The organism is Rhodospirillales bacterium, assembly GCA_016712595.1.
Classification (GTDB): Bacteria; Pseudomonadota; Alphaproteobacteria; order Rhodospirillales; family Defluviicoccaceae; genus Defluviicoccus.
In genome coordinates, this window is sequence record JADJQT010000002.1 from 546465 (window position 1) to 567473 (window position 21009).

General features: G+C 64.1%; 18 protein-coding genes. 5 read left to right on the top strand and 13 right to left on the bottom strand.

The genetic code is table 11. The annotated features are described in order from the left end of the window. Positions 1 to 53 precede the first annotated feature (53 nt). The gene (msrA, locus tag IPK66_14425) at positions 54 to 722 is read right to left on the bottom strand and encodes a peptide-methionine (S)-S-oxide reductase MsrA (protein MBK8176411.1); all 669 of its coding nucleotides are present in this window, start codon (positions 720 to 722) and stop codon (positions 54 to 56) included. Positions 723 to 1133: 411 nt separating this feature from the next. Here msrA and IPK66_14430 point away from each other — a divergent pair, with 411 nt between their 5' ends. Continuing rightward, positions 1134 to 2924: a PD40 domain-containing protein gene (locus IPK66_14430; GenBank protein MBK8176412.1), complete on the top strand. Its 1791-nt coding sequence runs from the start codon at positions 1134 to 1136 to the stop codon at positions 2922 to 2924. Positions 2925 to 2963: 39 nt separating this feature from the next. On the opposite strand, the gene IPK66_14435 is transcribed toward IPK66_14430, so the two are convergent. The 7 genes from IPK66_14435 to IPK66_14465 form a co-directional block, all read right to left on the bottom strand. Beyond that, complete coding sequence (locus IPK66_14435; GenBank protein MBK8176413.1) at positions 2964 to 3827, bottom strand: transglutaminase family protein; 864 nt, start codon at positions 3825 to 3827, stop codon at positions 2964 to 2966. Beyond that, complete coding sequence (locus tag IPK66_14440) at positions 3824 to 4756, bottom strand: alpha-E domain-containing protein (GenBank protein ID MBK8176414.1); 933 nt, start codon at positions 4754 to 4756, stop codon at positions 3824 to 3826. Before IPK66_14440 ends, IPK66_14435 begins: the two co-directional genes overlap by 4 nt. A 5-nt stretch (positions 4757 to 4761) precedes the next feature. Beyond that, positions 4762 to 6180: a circularly permuted type 2 ATP-grasp protein gene (locus IPK66_14445; GenBank protein ID MBK8176415.1), complete on the bottom strand. Its 1419-nt coding sequence runs from the start codon at positions 6178 to 6180 to the stop codon at positions 4762 to 4764. Positions 6181 to 6424: 244 nt separating this feature from the next. Continuing rightward, the gene (locus tag IPK66_14450) at positions 6425 to 6964 is read right to left on the bottom strand and encodes a hypothetical protein (protein MBK8176416.1); all 540 of its coding nucleotides are present in this window, start codon (positions 6962 to 6964) and stop codon (positions 6425 to 6427) included. Positions 6965 to 7157: 193 nt separating this feature from the next. After that, complete coding sequence (locus IPK66_14455; protein MBK8176417.1) at positions 7158 to 7553, bottom strand: septal ring lytic transglycosylase RlpA family protein; 396 nt, start codon at positions 7551 to 7553, stop codon at positions 7158 to 7160. 363 nt (positions 7554 to 7916) lie between these two features. Beyond that, complete coding sequence (locus tag IPK66_14460) at positions 7917 to 8369, bottom strand: cache domain-containing protein (GenBank protein MBK8176418.1); 453 nt, start codon at positions 8367 to 8369, stop codon at positions 7917 to 7919. Positions 8370 to 8610: 241 nt separating this feature from the next. Next, positions 8611 to 9033: a cupin domain-containing protein gene (locus IPK66_14465; GenBank protein ID MBK8176419.1), complete on the bottom strand. Its 423-nt coding sequence runs from the start codon at positions 9031 to 9033 to the stop codon at positions 8611 to 8613. 317 nt (positions 9034 to 9350) lie between these two features. On the opposite strand from IPK66_14465, the gene IPK66_14470 reads away from it, so the two are divergent. After that, positions 9351 to 11240, top strand: a complete 1890-nt coding sequence (locus tag IPK66_14470) for a M10 family metallopeptidase C-terminal domain-containing protein (protein ID MBK8176420.1) — start codon at positions 9351 to 9353, stop codon at positions 11238 to 11240. A 157-nt stretch (positions 11241 to 11397) separates the two neighbouring features. On the opposite strand, the gene IPK66_14475 is transcribed toward IPK66_14470, so the two are convergent. Next, on the bottom strand, positions 11398 to 12501 hold the full coding sequence (locus IPK66_14475) for an IS1595 family transposase (protein MBK8176421.1): 1104 nt from the start codon (positions 12499 to 12501) through the stop codon (positions 11398 to 11400). A 277-nt stretch (positions 12502 to 12778) separates the two neighbouring features. Between IPK66_14475 and IPK66_14480 the strand changes: the two genes are divergently transcribed. Then, entirely contained in the window at positions 12779 to 13075 is a 297-nt protein-coding gene (locus IPK66_14480; protein ID MBK8176422.1) for a transposase, read from the top strand. Positions 13076 to 13642: 567 nt separating this feature from the next. After that, positions 13643 to 14815, top strand: coding sequence for a mitochondrial fission ELM1 family protein (locus IPK66_14485; protein MBK8176423.1), 1173 nt, complete (start codon positions 13643 to 13645; stop codon positions 14813 to 14815). Positions 14816 to 15179: 364 nt separating this feature from the next. Here the strand turns inward: IPK66_14485 and IPK66_14490 are convergent, their stop codons facing one another. The 4 genes from IPK66_14490 to madL form a co-directional block, all read right to left on the bottom strand. Beyond that, positions 15180 to 16514, bottom strand: coding sequence for a malonyl-CoA decarboxylase (locus IPK66_14490; GenBank protein ID MBK8176424.1), 1335 nt, complete (start codon positions 16512 to 16514; stop codon positions 15180 to 15182). A 21-nt stretch (positions 16515 to 16535) separates the two neighbouring features. Continuing rightward, positions 16536 to 18179 carry a malonate decarboxylase subunit alpha gene (mdcA, locus tag IPK66_14495; protein MBK8176425.1) on the bottom strand — a complete coding sequence of 548 codons (1644 nt, stop codon included), beginning with the start codon at positions 18177 to 18179 and terminating at the stop codon, positions 16536 to 16538. Between the two features lie 170 nt (positions 18180 to 18349). After that, positions 18350 to 19114 carry a malonate transporter subunit MadM gene (gene madM, locus IPK66_14500; protein MBK8176426.1) on the bottom strand — a complete coding sequence of 255 codons (765 nt, stop codon included), beginning with the start codon at positions 19112 to 19114 and terminating at the stop codon, positions 18350 to 18352. Positions 19115 to 19119: 5 nt separating this feature from the next. Further along, on the bottom strand, positions 19120 to 19509 hold the full coding sequence (gene madL, locus IPK66_14505) for a malonate transporter subunit MadL (GenBank protein ID MBK8176427.1): 390 nt from the start codon (positions 19507 to 19509) through the stop codon (positions 19120 to 19122). Between the two features lie 427 nt (positions 19510 to 19936). On the opposite strand from madL, the gene IPK66_14510 reads away from it, so the two are divergent. Then, positions 19937 to 20617 carry a GntR family transcriptional regulator gene (locus tag IPK66_14510; GenBank protein MBK8176428.1) on the top strand — a complete coding sequence of 227 codons (681 nt, stop codon included), beginning with the start codon at positions 19937 to 19939 and terminating at the stop codon, positions 20615 to 20617. The last annotated feature ends 392 nt before the right edge of the window (positions 20618 to 21009 follow it).

Below are 21009 nucleotides of genomic sequence, written 5' to 3' on the forward strand. Positions count from 1 at the left end.
ATGGGATGGGCCGGGCAGGTCAGGCTGATCAGAACCGCAGACGGCGGCTGATCTCACCGCTCGTTCCGCACCTCGGCATCGAGGCCGGAGGGGCAGGTGAGTCCGGTGCCGCCGAGGCCGCAATAGCCATAAGGGTTCTTGGCCAGATACTGCTGGTGATAATCCTCGGCGTAATAGAACTTCGGCGCGTCGATGATCTCGGTGGTGATCGGCCCGAACCCGGCGCGGGTGAGCGTCTCCTGGAAGTGCTCGCGGGATGTTTCGGCGAGGACGCGTTGCGTCGGGACCGTGGCGTAGATCGCCGAGCGGTACTGCGTACCGACGTCGTTGCCCTGGCGCATGCCCTGCGTCGGGTCGTGACTCTCCCAGAAGACGGTCAGCAGGTCCTCGTAGCGGACGGTCCGCGGATCGAAGACGACGAGGACGACCTCGGCGTGACCGGTGCGGCCGCTGCATACCTCCTCGTAGGTGGGATTGGCGGTATGGCCGCCGGCGTAGCCGACCGCCGTCGTCCACACGCCGGAAACGGTCCAGAATTTGCGCTCGGCGCCCCAAAAGCAGCCGAGGCCGAAGATCGCCTGCTGCAACCCTTCGGGGAACGGCGGACGGAGCGGATGGCCGGTGACGACATGGCGGTCGGCGACCGTCATTTCTTCCTGCCGTCCCGGCAGCGCTTCGCTCAGCGTTGGCAGAACGGCCTTGGTCTTCGAACGCAACCACACGGTGGCAACCTCCTTCTGCACGGCGAGCGAGGATCGGACGGCATCACCGGCCCGGCCTCGCACTACGGCGTAATGTGGCCTTGCCACAGGGCGGCGGGAAGGGGCGGTGGCGCATTGGAACGATGTCGCCACCCTATCGGCCGCGCCCGCCCTTGCGACCCCGCCGTCGTGCCTCGGCGGAGCCGTTCCCCGGAGCCGCGAGGTTCAAGCACGTTTCTCTGATTGATCACGTTCCCTCGCGCACCGATGGAGAGGCGGCTGATCCGAGCAGTTCCTTGATCCCGGTGCGCCAAGGTCTATGTTCTAGTCTCGATCGCTCCGGGTTGAGCGGCTGTGGCGGGGAATTCGGCTTCGCGTCGCCGCGAGCCACTGGTGCTCCGGCGGTCATCGTTCAATAGGGGGGGCTGATTTATGACCAACATACTCCGTGTCAGTACCGCCGCTGACGGCACGCAAGGGAACAACCTTAGCGGTTATCATTCTCCCATATCGGCCGACGGACGCTACGTCGCTTTTTCCAGTACCGCCACCAACCTGGTGGCCGGGGATGACGCGGTCGCGGACGTCTTCGTCAAGGACTTGCAGACCGGGGCCATCACCCGCGTCAGTACCTCCGCCGACGGCCGCTCGGGGAACCAGGGGAGTTACTATTCGTCGATTTCCGCCGATGGGCAGCACGTCGCGTTCGAGAGCGCGGCCTCCAACCTGGTTCCGGGCGACGTTGCCAATACGTATGACGTCTTCGTCAAGGACGTGCACACCGGGGCGATTACCCGCACCGCCACCGGAGTACCGGCGATCGGTGCCAGCGTTCATTCGTCGATCTCGGCGGATGGCGGCTCCGTCGTGTTCGCAAGCCCGGGGAACCTCGTTGCGGGCGATACGAATGATTTTTGGGATGTGTACATCCAAGACCTGGGAACGGGCGAATTGAGGCTCGTCAACGTCGATGCTGCCGGCGCTCAGGGAAATGGATATGGCGACTACCCTTCGATCTCGGCGAGTGGGCGGTACGTCGCGTTTGACAGCTTCGCCTCCGACCTGGTTGCGGGCGATACCAACGGACGTGTCGATATCCTGGTCAAGGATCTGCAGACGGGCGCCGTTGCCCGGGTCAGCACATCGGCTCACGGCGCGCAGGCGAACGATCACAGCACCCAGGCGTCGATCTCCGCCGATGGGCGCTACGTGGCCTTCGCCAGCGATGCCTCCAATCTGGTGGCGGACGATACCAACGGGTTGACCGATATCTTCGTTAAAGACCTGCAGACCGGAGCGATCATCCGGGCGACCACGGGTGCCGACGGCACGCAGGCGAACGCCGACAGCACCCATGCGTCGATCTCCGCCGACGGGCGCTATGTGGCCTTCGCCAGCAATGCCTCCAACCTGGTTTCCGGCGACACCAACGGGGTGACCGATATCTTCGTTAAGGACCTGCAGTCCGGGGCGATCATTCGCTTGAGCACCGCCGACAACGGCGCGCAGGGCAACCACCCGAGTGTCGATCCCTTTCTGTCCGCTGACGGGCATTTTGTCGCATTCAACAGTAGCTCCAGCAATCTCGTTGCCGGCGATACCAACGCGCGCTCCGATATCTTCCGGGCGAAGGTGGACTTCGACGCTTTGTCACAGGGCGACGGAGCCAACAACCATCTCGTCGGCGGCGCGGACGACGACACCCTGATCGGCTACGCTGGCGCCGATACTTTGGAGGGAAATGGCGGTCAAGACGTTCTGCTCGGCGGCGAGGATCGCGACGTGCTGCTGGGCGGCAGCGGAGCCGATACCCTGGACGGCGGAACCGGCAACGACCGGCTGCACGGCGGCAACGGCGCCGACCATCTCGTCGGCGGCCGGGGGCATGATACGCTGATCGGCGGGCTCGGGCGGGACACCCTGGAGGGCGGCATCGGCCACGACCTCTTTGTCGTCAACGCCGACAACTCGCCCTTTGGCGGCGGCGATACCATCGCCGACTTCGCCAGCGGCGAGGACCGAATCGATCTTCGTGCCGTGAACGTCCACCTTTTCGTCGGCGCTGCCGCCTTCACCGGTGGCGACGGCGTGATCGAGGCCCGTATCGACCTATCCAGCCAGCAGCTTCAGGCGGACCTGAACGACGACGGCATCTTCGATGCCGGCGATCTGCAAATTCACGGTATCCACGCCATCGCCGCCGCCGATCTGCTTCTGGCGTAACCGCGTGCCGCTGCCCGCGCGCCCGGGTAGCGGCGCTTTTCAGGGTTCTTGCCGCTGGGTCTGGCTCTGGTGGGGTTCCCGGCTTTGCGGCGCGCTGTGTTGATCGCGCGTCACGGTCACGCGTACAGTCATCTCTTCGATGCCTCCGCCCTTGCGCATGCCGCGGATGGGCGCGGCGCCAAGGTAGTCGAACGCGATGGCAAGGCGCACATAGGCATCGGTCGCGCTCTGGCTGTTTGTCGGATCGAACGAGACCCAACCGAGATCCTCGACGAACGCCTCTGCCCAGGCGTGAGTGGCGACACTGCCGCGGCCACCTTCGTAGTCACAGAGATAGCCGCTCACGTATCGAGCGGGAATTCCGAGGACGCGCGCGCCGGCGATAAACAGGTGCGCATGGTCCTGGCACACACCCTTCCCGCGCTCCAAAGCCTCCGCCGCTGTCGTTTCCACGTCGGTGAAGCCGCCTTCGTAGGCAACCCCGTTGTGCAGAAGCCACATCAGCGCATGCAGCGCCGCGATGGCTCCCTCATCGTTCCGTCGTTCCAGCAGCGGGCGGGCGAGGGCGTCGATGCCGTCGTCGATCTCGGTGTATGGCGTCGGCCGCAGGAACATCAGCGGCGGCAGCCCGTCGTCGGCGGGGACGACGCCGAACGTATCGAGCGTTTCGATCTCACCGCGGACCATCACCGGTACTTCGTCGTGCACGCCGCTCTGCACCGAAATGTGCGCGAAGTTGCCGAAGCCATCGATCCAGCGGCGGACCTTTCCGGGTGTGGTCACCGACCATGAGAGCACCGATTGACAGGAATCGGCGCGGGGGGTCAGCCGCAGATACTGTGTCGTGTGATGGGCCGGCTCACCGAAGCGGTAGTGCGTTTCATGCTCGATCGACAGTCTCATAGCACCAACATAAACTCTTGCCCGATCATCCCGTGCAGCTCGTTGTTGCGGGCGATGAAGCCGTTGAGGAAGCGTGGCAGGCCTGAGCGAAGGATGCCGTCGATACGGTTGCGCTGCAGGCGTTCATTGATCTGACCGGAAACCCGCGTGCAGGCGGCGCTGCTGCGGAGCTGTTCGAGGATGTCGTGCACCTCGGTCGTGCACGCGAACAGTGAGCGCGGCATGTCGCGGCGCAAGACGAGCAGTTCGGCCACTCGACGCGGCTCGATGATCCCGGAATAGACCTCGCGATAGGCCTTGAAGGCGCTGAAGGCGCGCAGTAAGGCGCCCCAGCGGTAATAGTCCTCCGCCGCGAGAGGGCGTCCCGTCGGCGTCAGCATATCCCACTTGATGGCCAGAAACCGCGCCGTGTTGTCGGCGCGCTCGATGAACGTGCCCAGCCGCGAGAACGTGAAGGCATCCCCTCGTCGCATCGTGCCGTAAATCGCGCCACGGAAGAGATGCGATCGCTCCTTGACCCAATCAAAGAACTCGCGAAAGCCTTGGTCGACCATCTTCGGATACGACGTCGCCTCCAGCTCGAGGTAGGTCTGGTTGATACCTTCCCAAACCTCGGTGGTCAGCTCCGGGCGGGTCGCTCGCGCGTTTTCCCGGGCGAGGCGGATGCACGAGCGGATCGAAGAGAGGTTCGTCGGGTCCAGCGCCATATACGACAGGACGTTGCCCGAGGACGTCTCGCCGAAGCGGGCGGTGAAATCCGCGCGGTCGCCGGCAAGCTGCAAGGGCGCCTCCCACTGGCGCGCGTCGTTACCGCTGGCTGCCGGCATTAGCGACATGTGATAGGTGCTCGCCAGCAGGCGGGCGAGGTTCTCGGCCCGCTCGACATAACGGGCCATCCAGTAAACGTTGTTGGCGGTGCGGCCGAGCATTGGCGTCAGGCCTCCAACACCCAGGTATCTTTGGTGCCGCCGCCTTGCGATGAGTTGACGACGAGCGAGCCTTCGCGCAGAGCGACCCGGGTGAGACCACCCGGAACGACCTGCGTCGTCTCGCCGGTCAGCACATAGGGCCGCAGATCGACGTGACGCGGCTCGATCTTGCCGTCGACCATCGTCGGTACGGTTGAAAGGTTCAGCGTCGGCTGGGCGATGAAGTTCTCGGGATCTCCGAGCACCTTGGCGCGGAAGTCGTTGCGCTGCTCCGTGGTGCTCATCGGCCCGACCAGCATGCCGTAGCCGCCCGAGCCGCCGACTTCCTTGACGACCAGTTCATCAAGGTGATCGATGACGTAGGCACAGTCATCCGGCAGGGAACAGCGATACGTCGGGACGTTCTTCAAGATCGGCTTCTCGCCGAGATAGAACTCGATCATATCGGGAATGAAGCAGTAGATCGCCTTGTCGTCGGCAACGCCGGTTCCGATGGCATTCGCCAGCGTCACCCGGCCGTTGCGTACGACGGACAAAAGCCCGGGCACGCCCAGCATCGATTTCGAATCGAAGGTCAGCGGATCAATATAGTCATCGTCGATCCGCCGGTAGATGACGTCGACTCGACGCGGCCCGCTGGTCGTACGCATGAACACCGTGTCGTCCTCGACGAACATGTCCTGCCCTTCGACCAGTTCGACGCCCATCTGCATCGATAAGAAGGCATGCTCGAAGTACGCGCTGTTGAAGTGTCCCGGCGTCATCACCACGACGGTCGGATCGCCGATGCCCGGCGGCGCCACCGAGCGCAAGGTGCGCAGCAGCATCTCCGGATAATGGTTGACCGGCGCCACGGAATGCTGCGCGAACAACTCAGGGAACAGCTTCATCATCGTCTCGCGATTTTCCAGCATGTATGAGACGCCGGAAGGCACGCGCGCATTGTCCTCAAGGACATAGAACTCGTTGGCCGAGACGCGGACGACATCGACACCGGCGATGTGCACATAGACCCGGCGCGGCATGTCGAGACCTAGTACTTCCGGTCGGAAACCCGGGTTGTTCAACACCAGCGGCGCCGGAATGAGCCCGGCCTTGAGGATGTGCTGTTCGTGGTAGATGTCATCGAGGAAGGCGTTGATCGCGCGCACCCGCTGGCAGACCCCGGTGCCGACGATTCTCCACTCCTCGGCATCGAGAATGCGTGGAATTACGTCGAAGGGGATCAATCGCTCGACGCCCTCGTCGCTGCCGTACACCGAGAAGGTGATTCCCAGTCGGCGAAAGATCAGATCCGCCTGTTGATGCTTTTCCAGAAGCCGGCCGTGGGCGGTTGCGTCGAGCCATTCCTGATAGGCGCGATAGGCGTTGCGGACACCGTCCTGCGACCCGTGCATTTCGTCGAATGCGTTCCCGAGTTTCATGTTTCCCAGTACCATTGGTGGCCGAAACGTCTCCCTGTCGAACGCTCAGCAAACCGCGTGCCAGCGCTTCGCCGCCGGTCATCGACCGGAATCGGTGGCCACAACTCAGGATAAATCGCACGATTTGTTCCGGAAAGCTGTCGCCCGCCGATCAGCGTGACGCGAGATAGTGCACAAGCAAACGCCAAATGCAAGCGGGCGCCCGCTTCGTGTGCATCGTGTTTTTTGGGCCGATCGTGGCGCGTCAGCAATCTGCCGTGGTTTTCGCCACAGAGGGAATCCAGGCGGAGACATGGACGGCGCGGCCGGTCTGGGTCTTGAAGACACGCGCAAGGGGAGCTTTGGGGGTTTCGGCGATCTTGGTGCCACACCAAGATCTCATGTCGTCGAGCTCGATCGGCGCGTGCGTGCCCCGCGCCAGAGCCAGCCTGAACGCGTTCGACTGCGTCGTCAGCCGGAGCAGGGCATTGGTGGCGAGCCGCCCGTAGCGGCGCCAGACGTCTTCGATCACCGCTTCAACCGCCACGGGCAGCGGCTCGTTGATGTCGACGGCGGGCCGGCCGCGCGAGAAGGCGGCGTGCACGTTCGGCTCGAGAGGGCCGAGTTCGTCGGCGACAAAAATCGCAGGCATCAACGCCCGGCCGCCATGAACGGCGGCGTAGCGGCTTTGTGCCAGAAACAAGAGCTGCTGCAGCTTCATCGGCTGCATCATTTCGTCCATCAATCGCGCGCGGTCGCAAAACCAGAAGGCGATGGCGAATGCGGTTTTGACGGCTGCCGGCATGGTTTCCTCGGTGGATGCGAGATCAAAGGTTGGCCGCGATCTTAGCGAGGATGAAGCAAACGAAAGCTTAAGCGTGATCGATGTCATCGCAACGGGCAGCCTTGCCAACCGCAGGTTCAGGCAAGGCGCCCGGGCGTGATTCCGGGCTTGCCGGCAAACGCAATACCCCGCCCATCGGAGGTCGCGCTGCGCGTTACTCGGTCACGTAAAGGTGGATCGGGGTCGTTCCGGAGTGTTTCATGCCGAGTTCCTCGGCGGCTGCCTTCGAGACGTCGAGGATGCGGCCGCGCACGTACGGGCCGCGGTCATTGATCTCGACGTCGACCGACTTGCCGTTTTCGAGATTGATCACCGTCGCGTGGGTTCCCAGCGGAAGCTTGCGATGCGCCGCGGTCATTTTGTGCTGGTTGAAGCGCTCGCCGCTGGCCGTCTTCCTGCCATGAAGGCCGGGTCCGTACCAGGAGGCCTGTCCCTTCTGGCTATAAACGACCTCGGCCCGTTGCGCATACGCCGCATCATCAATCGCCGACATCGGCGCGATGGCGAGCACACCCGCGATGATCGCCCATTTGAGGTGGCGAAATTTCATTATGACCTCGATTTGATTAGTCCAAATGTAGTCGTCGTTGCGTTCCCGAAGCGTCTGCTATGGCGTCATCTAAGACTGATCAAACGAATGGCAAGAGGGTAAGGTTCCCCGGCGGGAACTGTTCGCATGGAGCTTTCGCCGGCCGTGGGAAATATGTCGCGTTTTGGGCGGCAGGATGTGATGGTTTCATCGACCCCGGAAAGCCGTAGTTTGTACTTGCCGACTTACCCTATTTCCCGCGCCCGAGTCCATAGCCGCTGACTCGGCGCATCGCGCGGACGGGTGGGTTGGATCGATTGAGCCGGGCCAAACGGCGCGTGTTTCAATGCCCCCGCCGCGGGGACGGGGGCTGTGAGAACGGGCTTATTGCTTGTAGTAACCGACGCCGCAGACCTGATCGCCGACCTTGGTGACGTAGACGACCTTCTGGACCGCCTCGGTCTCACCGGGCCGTGGCCACATGTAGGACACTTCGGTGATCTTGCCCGGCTGTGCGGCGGCATAGACCTCTTTTCCCAGGGGCTTTGGCGGTGTCCCCTTGTCCATCAGGTCCATCAGGCTCTGACCGACCAGTTTCGGGTGGGCGGTGAATTTCCCGTCCGGGCCCCCACAGTAGGGATAGAGGTCCTTTTCCTTAAAGCCGTCCTCGCCGGCGGTGAACTCCTGCAAGGCCGCCGCCTGGTTGGCCTTCAGCGCTATGGCCGCCTTTTCAAGCATCGCCTTGGCTTCGGCGGGCGTGCCGTAGTCCGTGGCGTAGGCGGGAGCGATGAAAGCGCCGATGAGCGCCGCTGCGAGGGCTGTCTTGACGTTCCGCATGTGGACGTGTCTCCCTAATTTTACTGGTTGTCGTTGATTTGTACTGTCGCCGGTCGAACCCGGAATGCCGGAGGTTGGTCTGTTGCGCGACCGGACGACGGACCGGATGTCGACCGGCCGCGCGGAATGTCGCTGCCGATCACGTCAAATGTGTGACGAAAAAGCGACGAAGGGTCAGTTAAAAATCAACGCCAAGGATCGGTCGCCGCCGGTGCGTGCGCCCCCGGTGCGCGTCTCGGTATCAGCGCTCCTCGGCTCGGAGCTCCGATGCTGGCCAGTGCACGCACAGCCAGACGGTGGGATGCAGCGGATCGGTCCAGGTGACCCGGTGGCGCCGGCCGGCCGGGATCAACAGCCAGTCTCCCGGCTGTAGACGGCGGGGTGCCGCTTCGTCTTCGAGCAGCAGCGCCGCGCCGCCGCTCACCAACAGCACCCACTCGTCCCAGTCCTGATCGTACCAGTCGCCCTCGGGGGTCGTCTGGCCGGTGGAGACGATGCGCTCGATGCGAACGCCGTCGCGTGTGGCGACAGGCTCGCAGTGCTCGGTCCCAGTTGGCGCGGCCCCAGTTGGCGCGGCCCCAGTTGGCGCGGCGGTATCGGGTGAGACTGCCTCGGTGCGAACGGGCAGACCGGCGAACAGATTGCCGGAGCGTAACGGAGTCATGCTCGACCTTTCTCAGGTGCCGCCTTGGCCGTGCCGCCACGTCGATGGGCGTGGTGACGGGCGTGGCGACCGGCGCGATGGCGCTGCTGCCCGCGGCGGCGATCATAGCCGAGGCGACGGCCGCCTCGCCAGCCGTGCGCGGGTCAGGCAGCGCCAGGCGCGTGCGGGGCAAAAGGCATTTTTATTAAAATTTTCCAGATGGTTGCCGGAAAATTGGGCCCGCCGGGCTGTGGCGCGTGTCACTGCGGCGGGCGGGCGAAACGCCGACCATGGCGATGGTTGCGAATGGCCCCTCATCTCTGGAAAGGCTTGCCCGCGTGGTATCGCCTTATGCGAGTTCCGCGTTCTCTTCGCTTGGCGCGACGAAAGATTACCGGATCGATGCGCTGCTGGGCGGAACGAAATGGGGCGGCGGCCGGGGTACCGGCGCCACCGTCACCTACAGCTTTGCCAATGCGGCAAGCGTATGGAAGGCCGGCTACGGCTCGGACGAGCCGTCCGGCCCCAATATCCACGCGCTCGACCCGGCCGGGCAGGCGGCGTTCAAGGCGGCGCTCGCGGCGTGGTCCGAGGTTGCCAACATCACCTTTACCAACGTCGCCGAGACGCCCAGCAGCGTCGGCGACATCCGCGTCGCCTATTCCGGCGCGCTGAGCGCTGGTGCCTACGCCTGGGCGTACTATCCGGGCGGGTACGCCGAAGCCGGCGATGTCTGGCTTAACGCCAACTATGCCTGGTCGTTCGGCGCCGGTTCCTACAGCCAGCTCGCGCTCATGCACGAACTCGGCCACGCGCTCGGCCTCAAGCACAGCTTCGAGGGTGCCAGGCATCTGAACGGCGCCGAGGACTCCCGCCGCTACACGGTCATGTCCTACACCGGCTACAGCGGCGCTGCGGGCGAGCCGATCACGCCGATGCTCTATGACATTCTCGCCATCCAGGCGATCTACGGCACTAACAAGACCACGCATATCGGCGATACCACCTACGCCTTCGCCGCCGGGCCGGTCGCGGCGCAGTGCATCTGGGACGCCGGCGGCACCGATACAATCGACTGTTCGGCGCAGACCATCGGCGCCAGCATCGATCTCGCCGCGGGCGGTTTCAGTTCGATCGGCACCCGCGGCGGGGGGGTCGCGGCGAGCCTCAACGTCGCCATTGCCTTCGGCGCCGTGATCGAGAACGCCACAGGCGGCAGTGGCGATGACACCCTCGCCGGCAATACCGCCGCCAACCAGTTGCTGGGCGGGATCGGCGCCGACCGGCTCAGTGGCCTCGCCGGCAACGATACCCTCGATGGCGGCGGTGGCATCGACGTCATGGCTGGCGGCGTCGGCAACGATACCTACATCGTTAGCAGCACCGGCGATCAGGTAAGCGAGGCGAGGGGGCAGGGAACGGACACGGTGCTCGCCGATGCGTCGTTCACCTTGCCGGCGAACGTCGAGAAGCTGATCCTGAGCGGCAGCGGCGCGATCGACGGGACCGGCAACGCGCTCGCCAATAGTCTCACCGGTAACGACGGGGCGAACGCCCTATCCGGTCTCGGCGGCAACGATACCCTCGACGGCGGAGGCGGTAACGATACCCTCGACGGGGGTCCGGGGGGCGACCGTCTTTACGGCGGCAGCGGCAATGATACCTACATCGTCGATGCCAGCGGCGATATCGTCAGCGAATTCGCCGGCCAGGGTACGGACTCCGTCTTCAGCCGCATCTCCTATCGCCTGACCGCCGACGTCGAGGCCCTGACGCTGACCGGCACCGCCGCAATCAACGCCACCGGCAACGACCTCGCCAACACCATCCTTGGCAACGGCGCGGCCAACAGGCTGACCGGCGGCGCCGGCGCCGATACGCTCGACGGCGGCGGCGGCGACGATCGCTTCGTCTACACCGCGGTAAGCGATTCGCGCCCGGATAGCCCCGACGTCATCATTGCGATCGTCGGAATCGGCGCCTCCGGCGGCGATCGCATTGATCTCGCGGCGATCGACGCCATTGCCGGCACCCGGCATAACGAGGCCTTTTCCTTCATCGGCACCGCCGCGTTCACCGCCGCCGGCCAGCTGCGGGTGAGCGAGTCCGGCACGGATACACTCGTTCAGGCCAATATCGATTCAGATCTTGCCGCCGACCTCGTCATTATTGTCCACGACGCCGCCATCCACGCCAGCGACTACGCCGCCGTCGACTTCATCCTCTAAGGGGCCAGTGCTTTAATTTATCACTAGCGCACGCCCCGCGCGCCCGGTGCCTAGACCGCCCGCACACCAAAACCGTCGCCCTCTGTCATCATCCGTCATCCAACGTCAACACCCGGTGCTGGACGAATAGAGCGCAGGCGGACCTCGTTATCCGCGTTTATAAGCAAAACGCAGCGATTGGCGATTTGATCGAGATGCTGCCGTTGCGGGTTCGGCGGAGTTGGCGGCCGACGGCGGTTCTGAGGACCGCAACGAGTTGCATAGCAGGCGGGATGCGGTCCCAGAGGGTTCGAACGTGCTCCCGTCCACGGGGTGACCGGCGGGTGGTCTGGCCCGCGACGACGCGCTGTGACCACCGGAAGCCCATCTCGTGGAAGTAGAGGTCGGCGTGCTCCGGACTGATATGATGGAACACGCCGGCGACGGTACGGCGGACGCGGGAATTGAACCCCTCGACGGAATTGGCGTGGACCGTGCCGCGCGCATATTCGCGCTTGGCATGCTGAACCGTATCGTGCGCTGCGAAGCTCTGGCCGACGGCGGCAAAGGTGCTCCACGCATCGCTCATCAGATGGGTCGCGGCCACGTCGATCTCCTTCTCGAGGACTCGTTCGGTCTCGACGGCAGAGAGGTCGACCACCACCGAGGCCCGTGCGCCACCCGCGACCGTCCCGATCTCCGCGTCACGCGGTCGTTCGACCACCGCGAGGACGCACGCCTTGGTCGTCCGCTTCTGGCCTTTCCGGCCACGGCCGACCGGCGGTGTGTCCCGCTGTTTGCGCGGACGGCCGCCAAGATAAAATTCGTCGATCTCGACCGTTCCCTCCAGCTGGGTCTCGCGCGCCATCATCAGCCGCAGGGCGTGCCCCATGCGCCAAGCCGTGGGTTGGCTCACGCCGAGGGCCTCGGCCAGGCGCACCGACGACAGCCCCTTATCGGATTGCAGGGTCAGCCACAGCGCCTTCAACCAAGTGGCGAGCGGCAGCTTGGTAGAGTGCAGCGGCGTTCGTGTCGTCACCGTGAACTGGAACCGGCAACTGCCGTTCGAGCACTGGTAGAGACCGGGTCTCGCCCGCCAATTCCCCATATCCCGCCCGGCGAGCGCGATCGAACGTCGGTATCCACACGCCGGACAGACCCGCCCGGTCGGCCAGATCATGCTTTCCATCAGGCGGCGGCAGCGCTCCTCGTCGCTGAACGCTCGCACCATGTCATCGACCGTCCTGATCCCAGCCAGCGTCGATCGAACCAAATCTGACATCGCCACCACCCGACTATCCCGAACGTCACTAGAATCAGCCAGAAAGCAGCTTTGTTCAACGATTTTGCTGCGTTTTGTTTGTAAACGCGGCGTTATCTTTAATGAACAAAAAGAGAACATAGCAAATGCGCCCGCCGCCGTCAACGCCCGTACGGCCATCGGCAAGAGGCTTGCTTGCGGACGGCGGCCGCCCCCGTCATCCCGTCAACCAGGGTTGTGGTGGAGCGGACTCCGATTTTAGCGCCGGGGGCATGATTGGATCTGGGTCGGCTCCGTCGTGGTAGACGGAGAAGAAGCCGAGGCGGAGGCTCGATGCGGGCTGAAGGCGAAAATTGTCCAGGAGACGCTGCGGGAGCAGGCGGCGGTGGCGGATCTCGCGGTGCGCTATGAGGTCCACCCGAACCAGACCCATGCCTGGAAGCAGCAGCTGCTGGACATCGCGGCCCGCGCCTTTAACCCCGGCGCCGGCATTGACGCGGACGAGGCGCGCGAGCGGGAGATCGAGAAGCTGCGCGCGAAGATCGGGCAGCGGAAAGTGGAGAACTCTTTTTTAGCGCGGAGGTCCGGACGATGAGGCCGCCGGACCCCGATGGCGGTGTGGCGCGACGGCATCCACGGCACTCTGCCCGGCAACGCCGTGGACATGACATTTCGTCTGGACGACGCTGCCGCGTCGCCCACACGCCCACCGCGACAACAACAGCAGCAGACGCCTCGAGTGGCGTGATCAAGGAGGTCGGAGCCGGCCACCCTTCCAATCAGGAACGATACTCCAGTGGTCCCACCAAAGGGGTCCACTTCAGCTGGGCTAACTCGTGATGACTTCGATAGAAACGCGATTGTATCACTCGCCATCGGCCCGACCGATTCGCCGAAAGTGTTCCCGGCCGTGCGACCGCCACTCGATCGCGAGCTTGCGCTGCTCGGGAAGGAACGATGGCGCGTGCATCAACATATGCCGCTGGCCGTCCCGATGAGCATGCTCATGCGTGCGCTTGCACCTTTGAGTTGTCGCGTTCTCGAACGTCACGGTCGTCAAAGCATGTCGGGAAACGATCGTCGATCGCTGGGAAGTGGCAAGGTGCGGCCTCCGCCGGAGCCGGGTCTCGCGCCAGGGACCGTGATCGTATAGCGTTGCGGCATGACTTCGATCGTGGCTTTCAGTCCGGCCACAGCGGCGTCGCCGGAGATTCCGGCCGACGCGCCGCTGGTGTGGCTTCTCATGGGGCACAAGGCCGGCGACAACGCTCAGGTCCTGGCGCTGGCCGAAGCACTCGACTGGCCGTTCGAGATCAAGCAGTTCGTCTACCGGCGTTGGGAAGCTCTTCCGAACCTGACACTGGGCGCCACTATGGCGGGAATCAGGGTGGAGGGATCGAGCCACCTCCAGCCGCCATGGCCGGCGCTCGTCATCTCTGCCGGGCGCCGCAACGAGCCAATCGCGCGCTGGATCAGAAAACGGGCGAGCGCCGAAGGTCGTCGGGTGCGGCTTGTCCATCTCGGCCGTCCGTGGAGCCCGCTGCATTGCTTCGACCTGATCGTAACGACGCCGCAGTACCGGCTGCCGGACCGGGAGAACATTCTGCAGAACCAGGCGCCGCTACACCGCGTCACCCCGCGCCGCTTGCAGGAGTCGACGACCGAGTGGGCACCCCGCTTCGCGCACCTACCGCGTCCCTGGATCACCGTGCTCATCGGCGGTGGGATCACCCCGCACGTCTTTGACCACGAGACGGCGGCGAGGTTGGCCGCCGGAGCTTCCGCCCTGGCCGGCCCCTCTGGCGGTTCCGTCCTGGTCTCCACCAGCCCGCGAACGCCGGCCCCGACGATCGACACCCTCTGCGCCGGGTTGACGGTGCCGTCCTATATCTTCCGCTGGAGCAAGGAGGCCGCCGAGAATCCCTTCTACGGGATGCTGGCGGTGGCCGACGCCCTTATCGTCACCGGCGACAGCATGTCGATGCTGGCGGAAGCCTGCGCGACCGGCCGGCCGGTCCACCTCTTCGATCTCGGTACGGGCGCGCAGAGCATGCGCTCCACCGCCGCTGCCTCCGCGCCATCGCCCGTCGGACCGCGGAACGTGGCCGTGCGCATCGAGACCGCCCTGCTCCGACTGGTGAAACGGCTGACGCCGCGGCGCCTGAGCCGGGACATCAGTGCCATTCATCGTCATTTCGTCGATGCCGGCGCCGCCGTCTGGCTCGGCGATCCGTTCCCGGCGCGGAGTTCACTGCCCGATTTCGACGGTCTCGCGAGCGCGGTCGCGCGCGTCCGCGCCTTGTTCGCGCACCGGGACTTCGAGGGCGTCGACTGACCAACCTGTTCCCCGTTCCGCTGCCGATCCGGCTGCGAACCGTTCTGATGCCATTTTGTTGGGCGTCTTGCCAGTCAGTTTGGTGGTCGCGACCATCGGCAATGGCGTAGCGCTTCTGGGCGCCGAACATCCGTCTCTTTCCACGCAGATGATCATTCAACCGTGAGACTTCGCGCCGGTGCTCGGCCTCGCGGTTCTCGCGATTCTGCCGCCTCTGATCAGGAAAGTACGCGAAGCTTCGCGTCGATGAGGCGGCAAGGCGCGCGGTTCGGCATTGTTCGGCCCGAGTGCCGCCTTCATGTCGGCCGTCTGCATCGCCGCCGCCGTCATCTTCTGGCTCAATCAATCAGTCCCCAACCTAAGCTCATTCCAGCAGTTGGCTGACTGCCGGCGAGGCGACGATGGTACCCGAAGTGGCGAAGGCCTCGTGGTTGCGCTCGATGTCCGCACGGTCGTAGAGGTAGTTGACCATCAATCCGGCCGCCTGCTGCAGGCCCTTCGGCGAAACGTCGCCAAGCCAGTTGATCCGCTCCAGGCGGGCGCCGTTGCGCAAGTGGAAGCGCGCGACCGGATCGACGGGCTCGCCCCGCGCCGTCTTGGCTCTCAGGAAGTAATGCGCGGCAAGCGGCAACAGGCGCTCCTTCAACGACGAGGCAACCTCCTTGTCGGCAAACCACTTTGGGCTCTCCAGCGCTGCTCTGTCTTCGGCGGTCAATCTCGACGCCGCCACCTCGGCGCCGGACTTTCCGAGCCAGGACATGAACGCGGGGACGGGCGAGAGGGTGACGAAAGTCCTGATCTGAGGCAGATCCCGGGCCAGTTCCTCGACCACCTGCTTGATCAGGAAATGGCCGAACGAGATCCCCTGCAGCCCCGCCTGGCAGTTCGAGATCGAGTAGAAGGCTGCAGTATCGGCCTGATCGGGCGACGCCTCCTGTCGGGACGGATCCAAGATCGGGCCGATGGCATCGGGAATTCCCCGGGTGAGCGCAACCTGGACGAAGATGAGCGGCTCGTCGACGAGGGCGGGATGGAAGAAGGCATAGCAACGCCGATCCGGTGGGTCGATACGACTGCGGAGTTCGCGCCAGCCGTTGATTTCGTGAACAGCCTCGTACTGGATGATTTTTTCGAGAACCACCGCCGGCATCGTCCAGTCGATCCGCTTGACCACGAGAAAGCCGCGGTTGAACCAGGACGAAAACAAATGGGCAAAATCGGTGTCGACGACGCCAAGCGCTGGATCACCCTTGAGGCGCCTCAGGAGATCTTCGCGCATGGCAACCAGCATTGCCGTGCCGCCACCAGCGAGGTTCAGGCGGCGGATGAGTTCCTGCCGGCGCGGCTCGGCGGCTTCGTGCAACGCATGCGCGGCGTTATCCGATGGATCGTCCTGGAAGGATCGGATCGCCTGATCGAGCCGGTCGCGGGCCGGACCGAACCGCGACAGCAGGCCTGCAAAGAACGCCGTCTTCGCTTCGCCGTCGAGATCGCGATAGGCGGCGAGAAAATCTCGCGCGAGGGCCACGCCCGACGCTTCGCCGCGATCCGAGAGAAGCGAGTCCGCCAGCCGGAGCAGGTCCTGTGGCCCGGCGCCGCTCCCTTTCGGGAGGCGCGCCGCTTGAGCGCGCTCCCGTTTCGTGACGGTCGAGAGGATCCGGTCAAGAAAGGGCAGGTTCAATGAGGGGCTCCACTGCATGACTTCTGTCCTTTCGATGAGTTAATTCACAAAGCGGCTGGGCGGGCTGTAGAGCCCGTGGGACGCATCGACGAGATCGCCGATCGACTGGGCGGCGAGCAGGGTCCGGTTCGCTTGCTTTGGATCGATGTCGAGATCCTCGGCGCGGAGGATGGCGCCCCGTTCGCGCAGGGTGGCGACGGTCGGCTGGTGGTGCCGCTGCCCGATGGGTGTGTTGCCGGCGACGCCGCGAAGCGCCTGCTCGCGCTCGTGGGCGTTTCGGCACAACAACAGGTTGGCGATGCCTTCCTCGGTGACCACGTGGGTCACGTCATCGCCGTAGATCATGATTGGCGGATTGTGCACGCCCATCTTTTCCGCCACGTCCCAGGCATCGAGACGTTCGACGAAGGCGGATTGACCCTTGTTGTTGACGAGGCGGACCATCTGGACGACCAGCTTGCGGCCACGTGGAACGGCGAAGTCCGCGCGCGCCTGTTCTCCGGCTTTCAGCCATGCCGGACTTTCATGGCGCCGGCCGCGGGCGTCCGAGCCCATGTTCGGAGCGCCGCCGAAGCCGGCGATGCGGCCGTGGGTTGCGGTCGAGCTGTTGCCCTGCAGATCCATCTGCAGCGTGGCGCCGATGAACAGGTCGCAGGCATAAAGTCCAGCGGCTTGCGAGAAGGCCCGGTTCGAGCGCAGCGAGCCATCGGGGCCGGTGAAGAAGATGTCTGGGCGGGCCCTGACGTACTGTTCCATGCCCACTTCCGAGCCGAAGCAATGGACCGCCTCAACGAAGCCGGCTTCGATCGCCGGGATCAGCGTCGGGTGTGGATTGAGCGCCCAGTGGGTGCAGATCTTGCCCTTCAGCCCGAGGCCGGCAGCAAAGGTCGGCAGCAACAGTTCGATCGCCGCGGTATCGAAGCCGATGCCATGGTTCAAACTGGTCACGCCGTAGGCGGCGTAAATGCCCTTGATGACCATCATCGCCATCAGCACCTGGGTATCGGTGATCTTGGCCGGATCACGGGTGAACAGCGGCTCGACATGATTGGGGCGTGGCGCGGCGACGACGAAATCAACCCAGTCGCCGGGAATGTCGACGCGCGGCAGGGACTCGCGGATTTCGTTGACCTGGGCAATGACGATCCCGCCCTTGAACGCCGTCGCCTCGGCGATGACCGGCGTCTCCTCAGTATTGGGGCCGGTATAGAGATTGCCTGACGCATCGGCGGCTTGCGCGGCGATGAGCGCCACGTTGGGGGTCAGATCGAGGAAATAGCGGGCGTAGAGCTCCAGGTAGGTATGGATGGCGTTGATGCGGATTTTCTGCTGCGTCACCAGGCTCGCCAGCTCGGCGCTTTGCGGCCCGGAGAACGAGAAGTCGATCTCCCTGGCAATCCCTTTGGCGAACAGCGCGACGTGCGAGGGCAGCGAGACCGCCGACTGCAGCATGTGGAGATCGTGAATGATCTGCGGATCGACGCTCGCCAGCGACTCGGCGAGAAAATCGGCCTGCTTCTGGTTATTACCCTCGAGACAGACCCGATCGCCCGGGCGGATCACCCGTTCGAGCAGGGCGATGGTGTCGGAGGCAGACACGACCTTATTGCGGGCAATGGCGTCTGCCTGGGTGAGGCGGCCGGCTTTGTCGGTAACTCGTGAATTCACAGAAGAGATCAGCATCGAAGCACTCCCGAATTTCTGCTGTGGCGACGATGACGCGGAGTCAACTTGCCTGCGGGCAGGCGCGCCGTCCGTGCGCCTGCAAGTCGTGGTTTCCTCTTGGCGTGGGATGGTCGGGCAGACCGAACCCGGAACCGCGGCGTGCTCCACAGCTCCGGGCTGAGCCGGCGCTATCCGACCAAAGCCCGGATTGCGAGAAAGAGGACGGATGGACCCAAGAGGCAGCCGAGACCGGTGTAGAAGGTCGCGGTCATCGCGCCGTAGGGAACGAGCTTGGGATCGGTTGCCGCGAGGCCACCGGCGACGCCGCTGGTGGTGCCCATGAGGCCGCCGTAGACCATCGCCGAGCGGGGGTTATCGAGGCCGATGTATCGGGCGACAAGCGGCGTGCCGGTCATCACCAGGACCGATTTGACCAGCCCGGCGGCGACGCTGAGTGCAATCAGCTCGGAGCTGGCGCCGATGGCGGCTCCGGTCACCGGCCCGACGATATAGGTCGCGGCTCCGGCGCCGATCGTTGTCAGACTGACGGCGTCGGTGTAGCCGAATGCCACGGCGACCAGGGCACCGACCACAAAGGAAACGAGCACCCCTGCAAAGAGGGAGATGACGCCGCTCATCCCGGCTTTCTTGATTTCAGAGAAGCTGACGCCGAAGGCGGTCGAGACGATGGCGAAATCGCGGAGCATCGCCCCGCCCATCAGCCCGATTCCGGCGAATATCGGAACGTCGGCCAGACCTTTTGTCCCGCCCGCCATCAGGCCACCGGCGTAGGCGAGGACGAGACCCAGGAGAATGGCGATCGCCGAGCCATGAATTCGGCCGCTGGTCAGTTTGGTGGAGACGACGTACGAGAACCAAACCGTGGCGCCCACGACCGCAAACGCTGCGACGAGGCCATTCTTGGTCAAAAGACTTATGGCTGCATCGATCATGGTGGCTATTTCACCTCCTCGACCACGGGAACATCGACGTTGCTGGAACCCATCCGGCTGAGGACGGGAACCAGCGCGAAACTTGCCGCGACAGCAAGGACGCCGGCCAAGAGCGCGACCGGTCCCGCGCCGATGGCGGCGACGACGTTCTGCTGCGCAGCCATGGCCACGACGATGGGGATGTACATCGCGCTCCAGAAGGCGACGCCCTGCTGCGAGCAGACGCTCAGCTTCAGGTCCTTCTTCAACCGATCGGTCACCAGGATCAGCAGCAGCATGGCGAAGCCGACACCGCCGACGTTGGCCTTGATGCCGAGCAGAAGGCCCAGAGCATCGCCGGCGAAAAGGCCGGTGAGGAAGCACGCCGCCAAAATGGCGACACCATAGATAACCATCACCGCCCTCCTCCGGCAGAAATCAGCAGGCGGGAACGATACGCACACGGGACTATGCAACCGTGCGTGGCGGCGATGGACTGTGCTTGGGGCTGTTCGTCCGGCCCATTAATCAGGCGGCACCCCGCGAATAGCGGAATCATTTCGACTTCTCCTCGAACGTGACGGGGCACCGCATGCATTCTTGTTTCGCGAGGCGTTTGGCTGCGGCGCCCTCTCCCTATGCATACCAGGTATACGAATTTGGATATTGCGTCAACAATCTTGTATACAAGAAATGCGTTTGAAGATTTTTTGTTCTGGAAAAGGTATGCGCAACCGCGTGCTGGGGATTATCACTTAGCGCTAGGCGTGCTATATCCAATTTGTCGAATGGACGCCCCCGATCGATACCGCACCAATCACGACAGGGGCGCATAGAGGTGTCATGATTGCGAAAGGCAAACGTCTTGCCGACCGTGTGCGGCTGAGACTCGAACAGCAGATCGTGACCGGCGAACTGATGCCTGGCACCAAGATCGACGAGCAGCAGCTCGCCGATGAATTTCAGATCTCGCGAACCCCTGTGCGCGAGGCTCTGAATCAGCTTGCCTCGATTGGCCTTCTCGAGACCAAACCACGCCAGGGCGCAACCGTCGCCATCCTCTCGTTACGCGACCTGGTCGATATGTTCGATGTGATGGCCGAGCTCGAGGGCATGTGCGCACGGCTCGCTGCACGACGCCTGTCGCGGGCGGAGCGGAACGAGATCTTGGCAGCGCACTCCAAAGCGGCCGCATTGGTCGAGATCGGTGACGCTGACGCGTATTACATCGCCAACGCTCGCCTGCACGAACGCATCTATGCGGCGTCCCATAATGCATTTCTTGAGAATATGGTGCAGGGCATTCGTAACCGCTGCGCCCCCTATCGGCGGCTGCAGCTGTACCAGGGTGGCCGCCTTTCCAGATCCAGCGCCGAACACGATGCGATCGTGAATGCGATTTTGTCCGGGGATGAGGAGCGCGCCGATCAGCTCGCCCGGGCACATATCCTGGTTCAGGGGGACGTCTTCAACGACTTCGTTGCTGCGCTTCCGGCAGCGTTGCTCGGCGAGAGTAGTGCTTGAGAGCGCATTGTCGAACCGCCATGGACACCGTCGGCGCTGTCATGTGTGAACGCTCCCGGGTCTGCAAGGGTTGAAATGCGGTGGCGAGATCTCGATGGTTTGCGGTTATGTGTCCGGCCTGATTACGCGGCATGATGGCCGCTGGCCCTGATGGCATCCGCGTGCCGGTTCCCCAATCAGACTAGCGGGCGGTGACGCCCTGACGGTACCTCGGGGTACCCGGCGGCGGTCCTGTTCGATCATCATTAACCACGTTTGCCCTGGCATTCGATCCAGCGACGCTGCTCCGAGGGAGTTCAGGCGGCGTGCAAAACTGGCCCTTTTTCGAGCGGGGTGGGGGCTTGTCCAGGTGGCAAACGGGAGGGACTAGCGCGTTGATTTTCTCCCGGGAA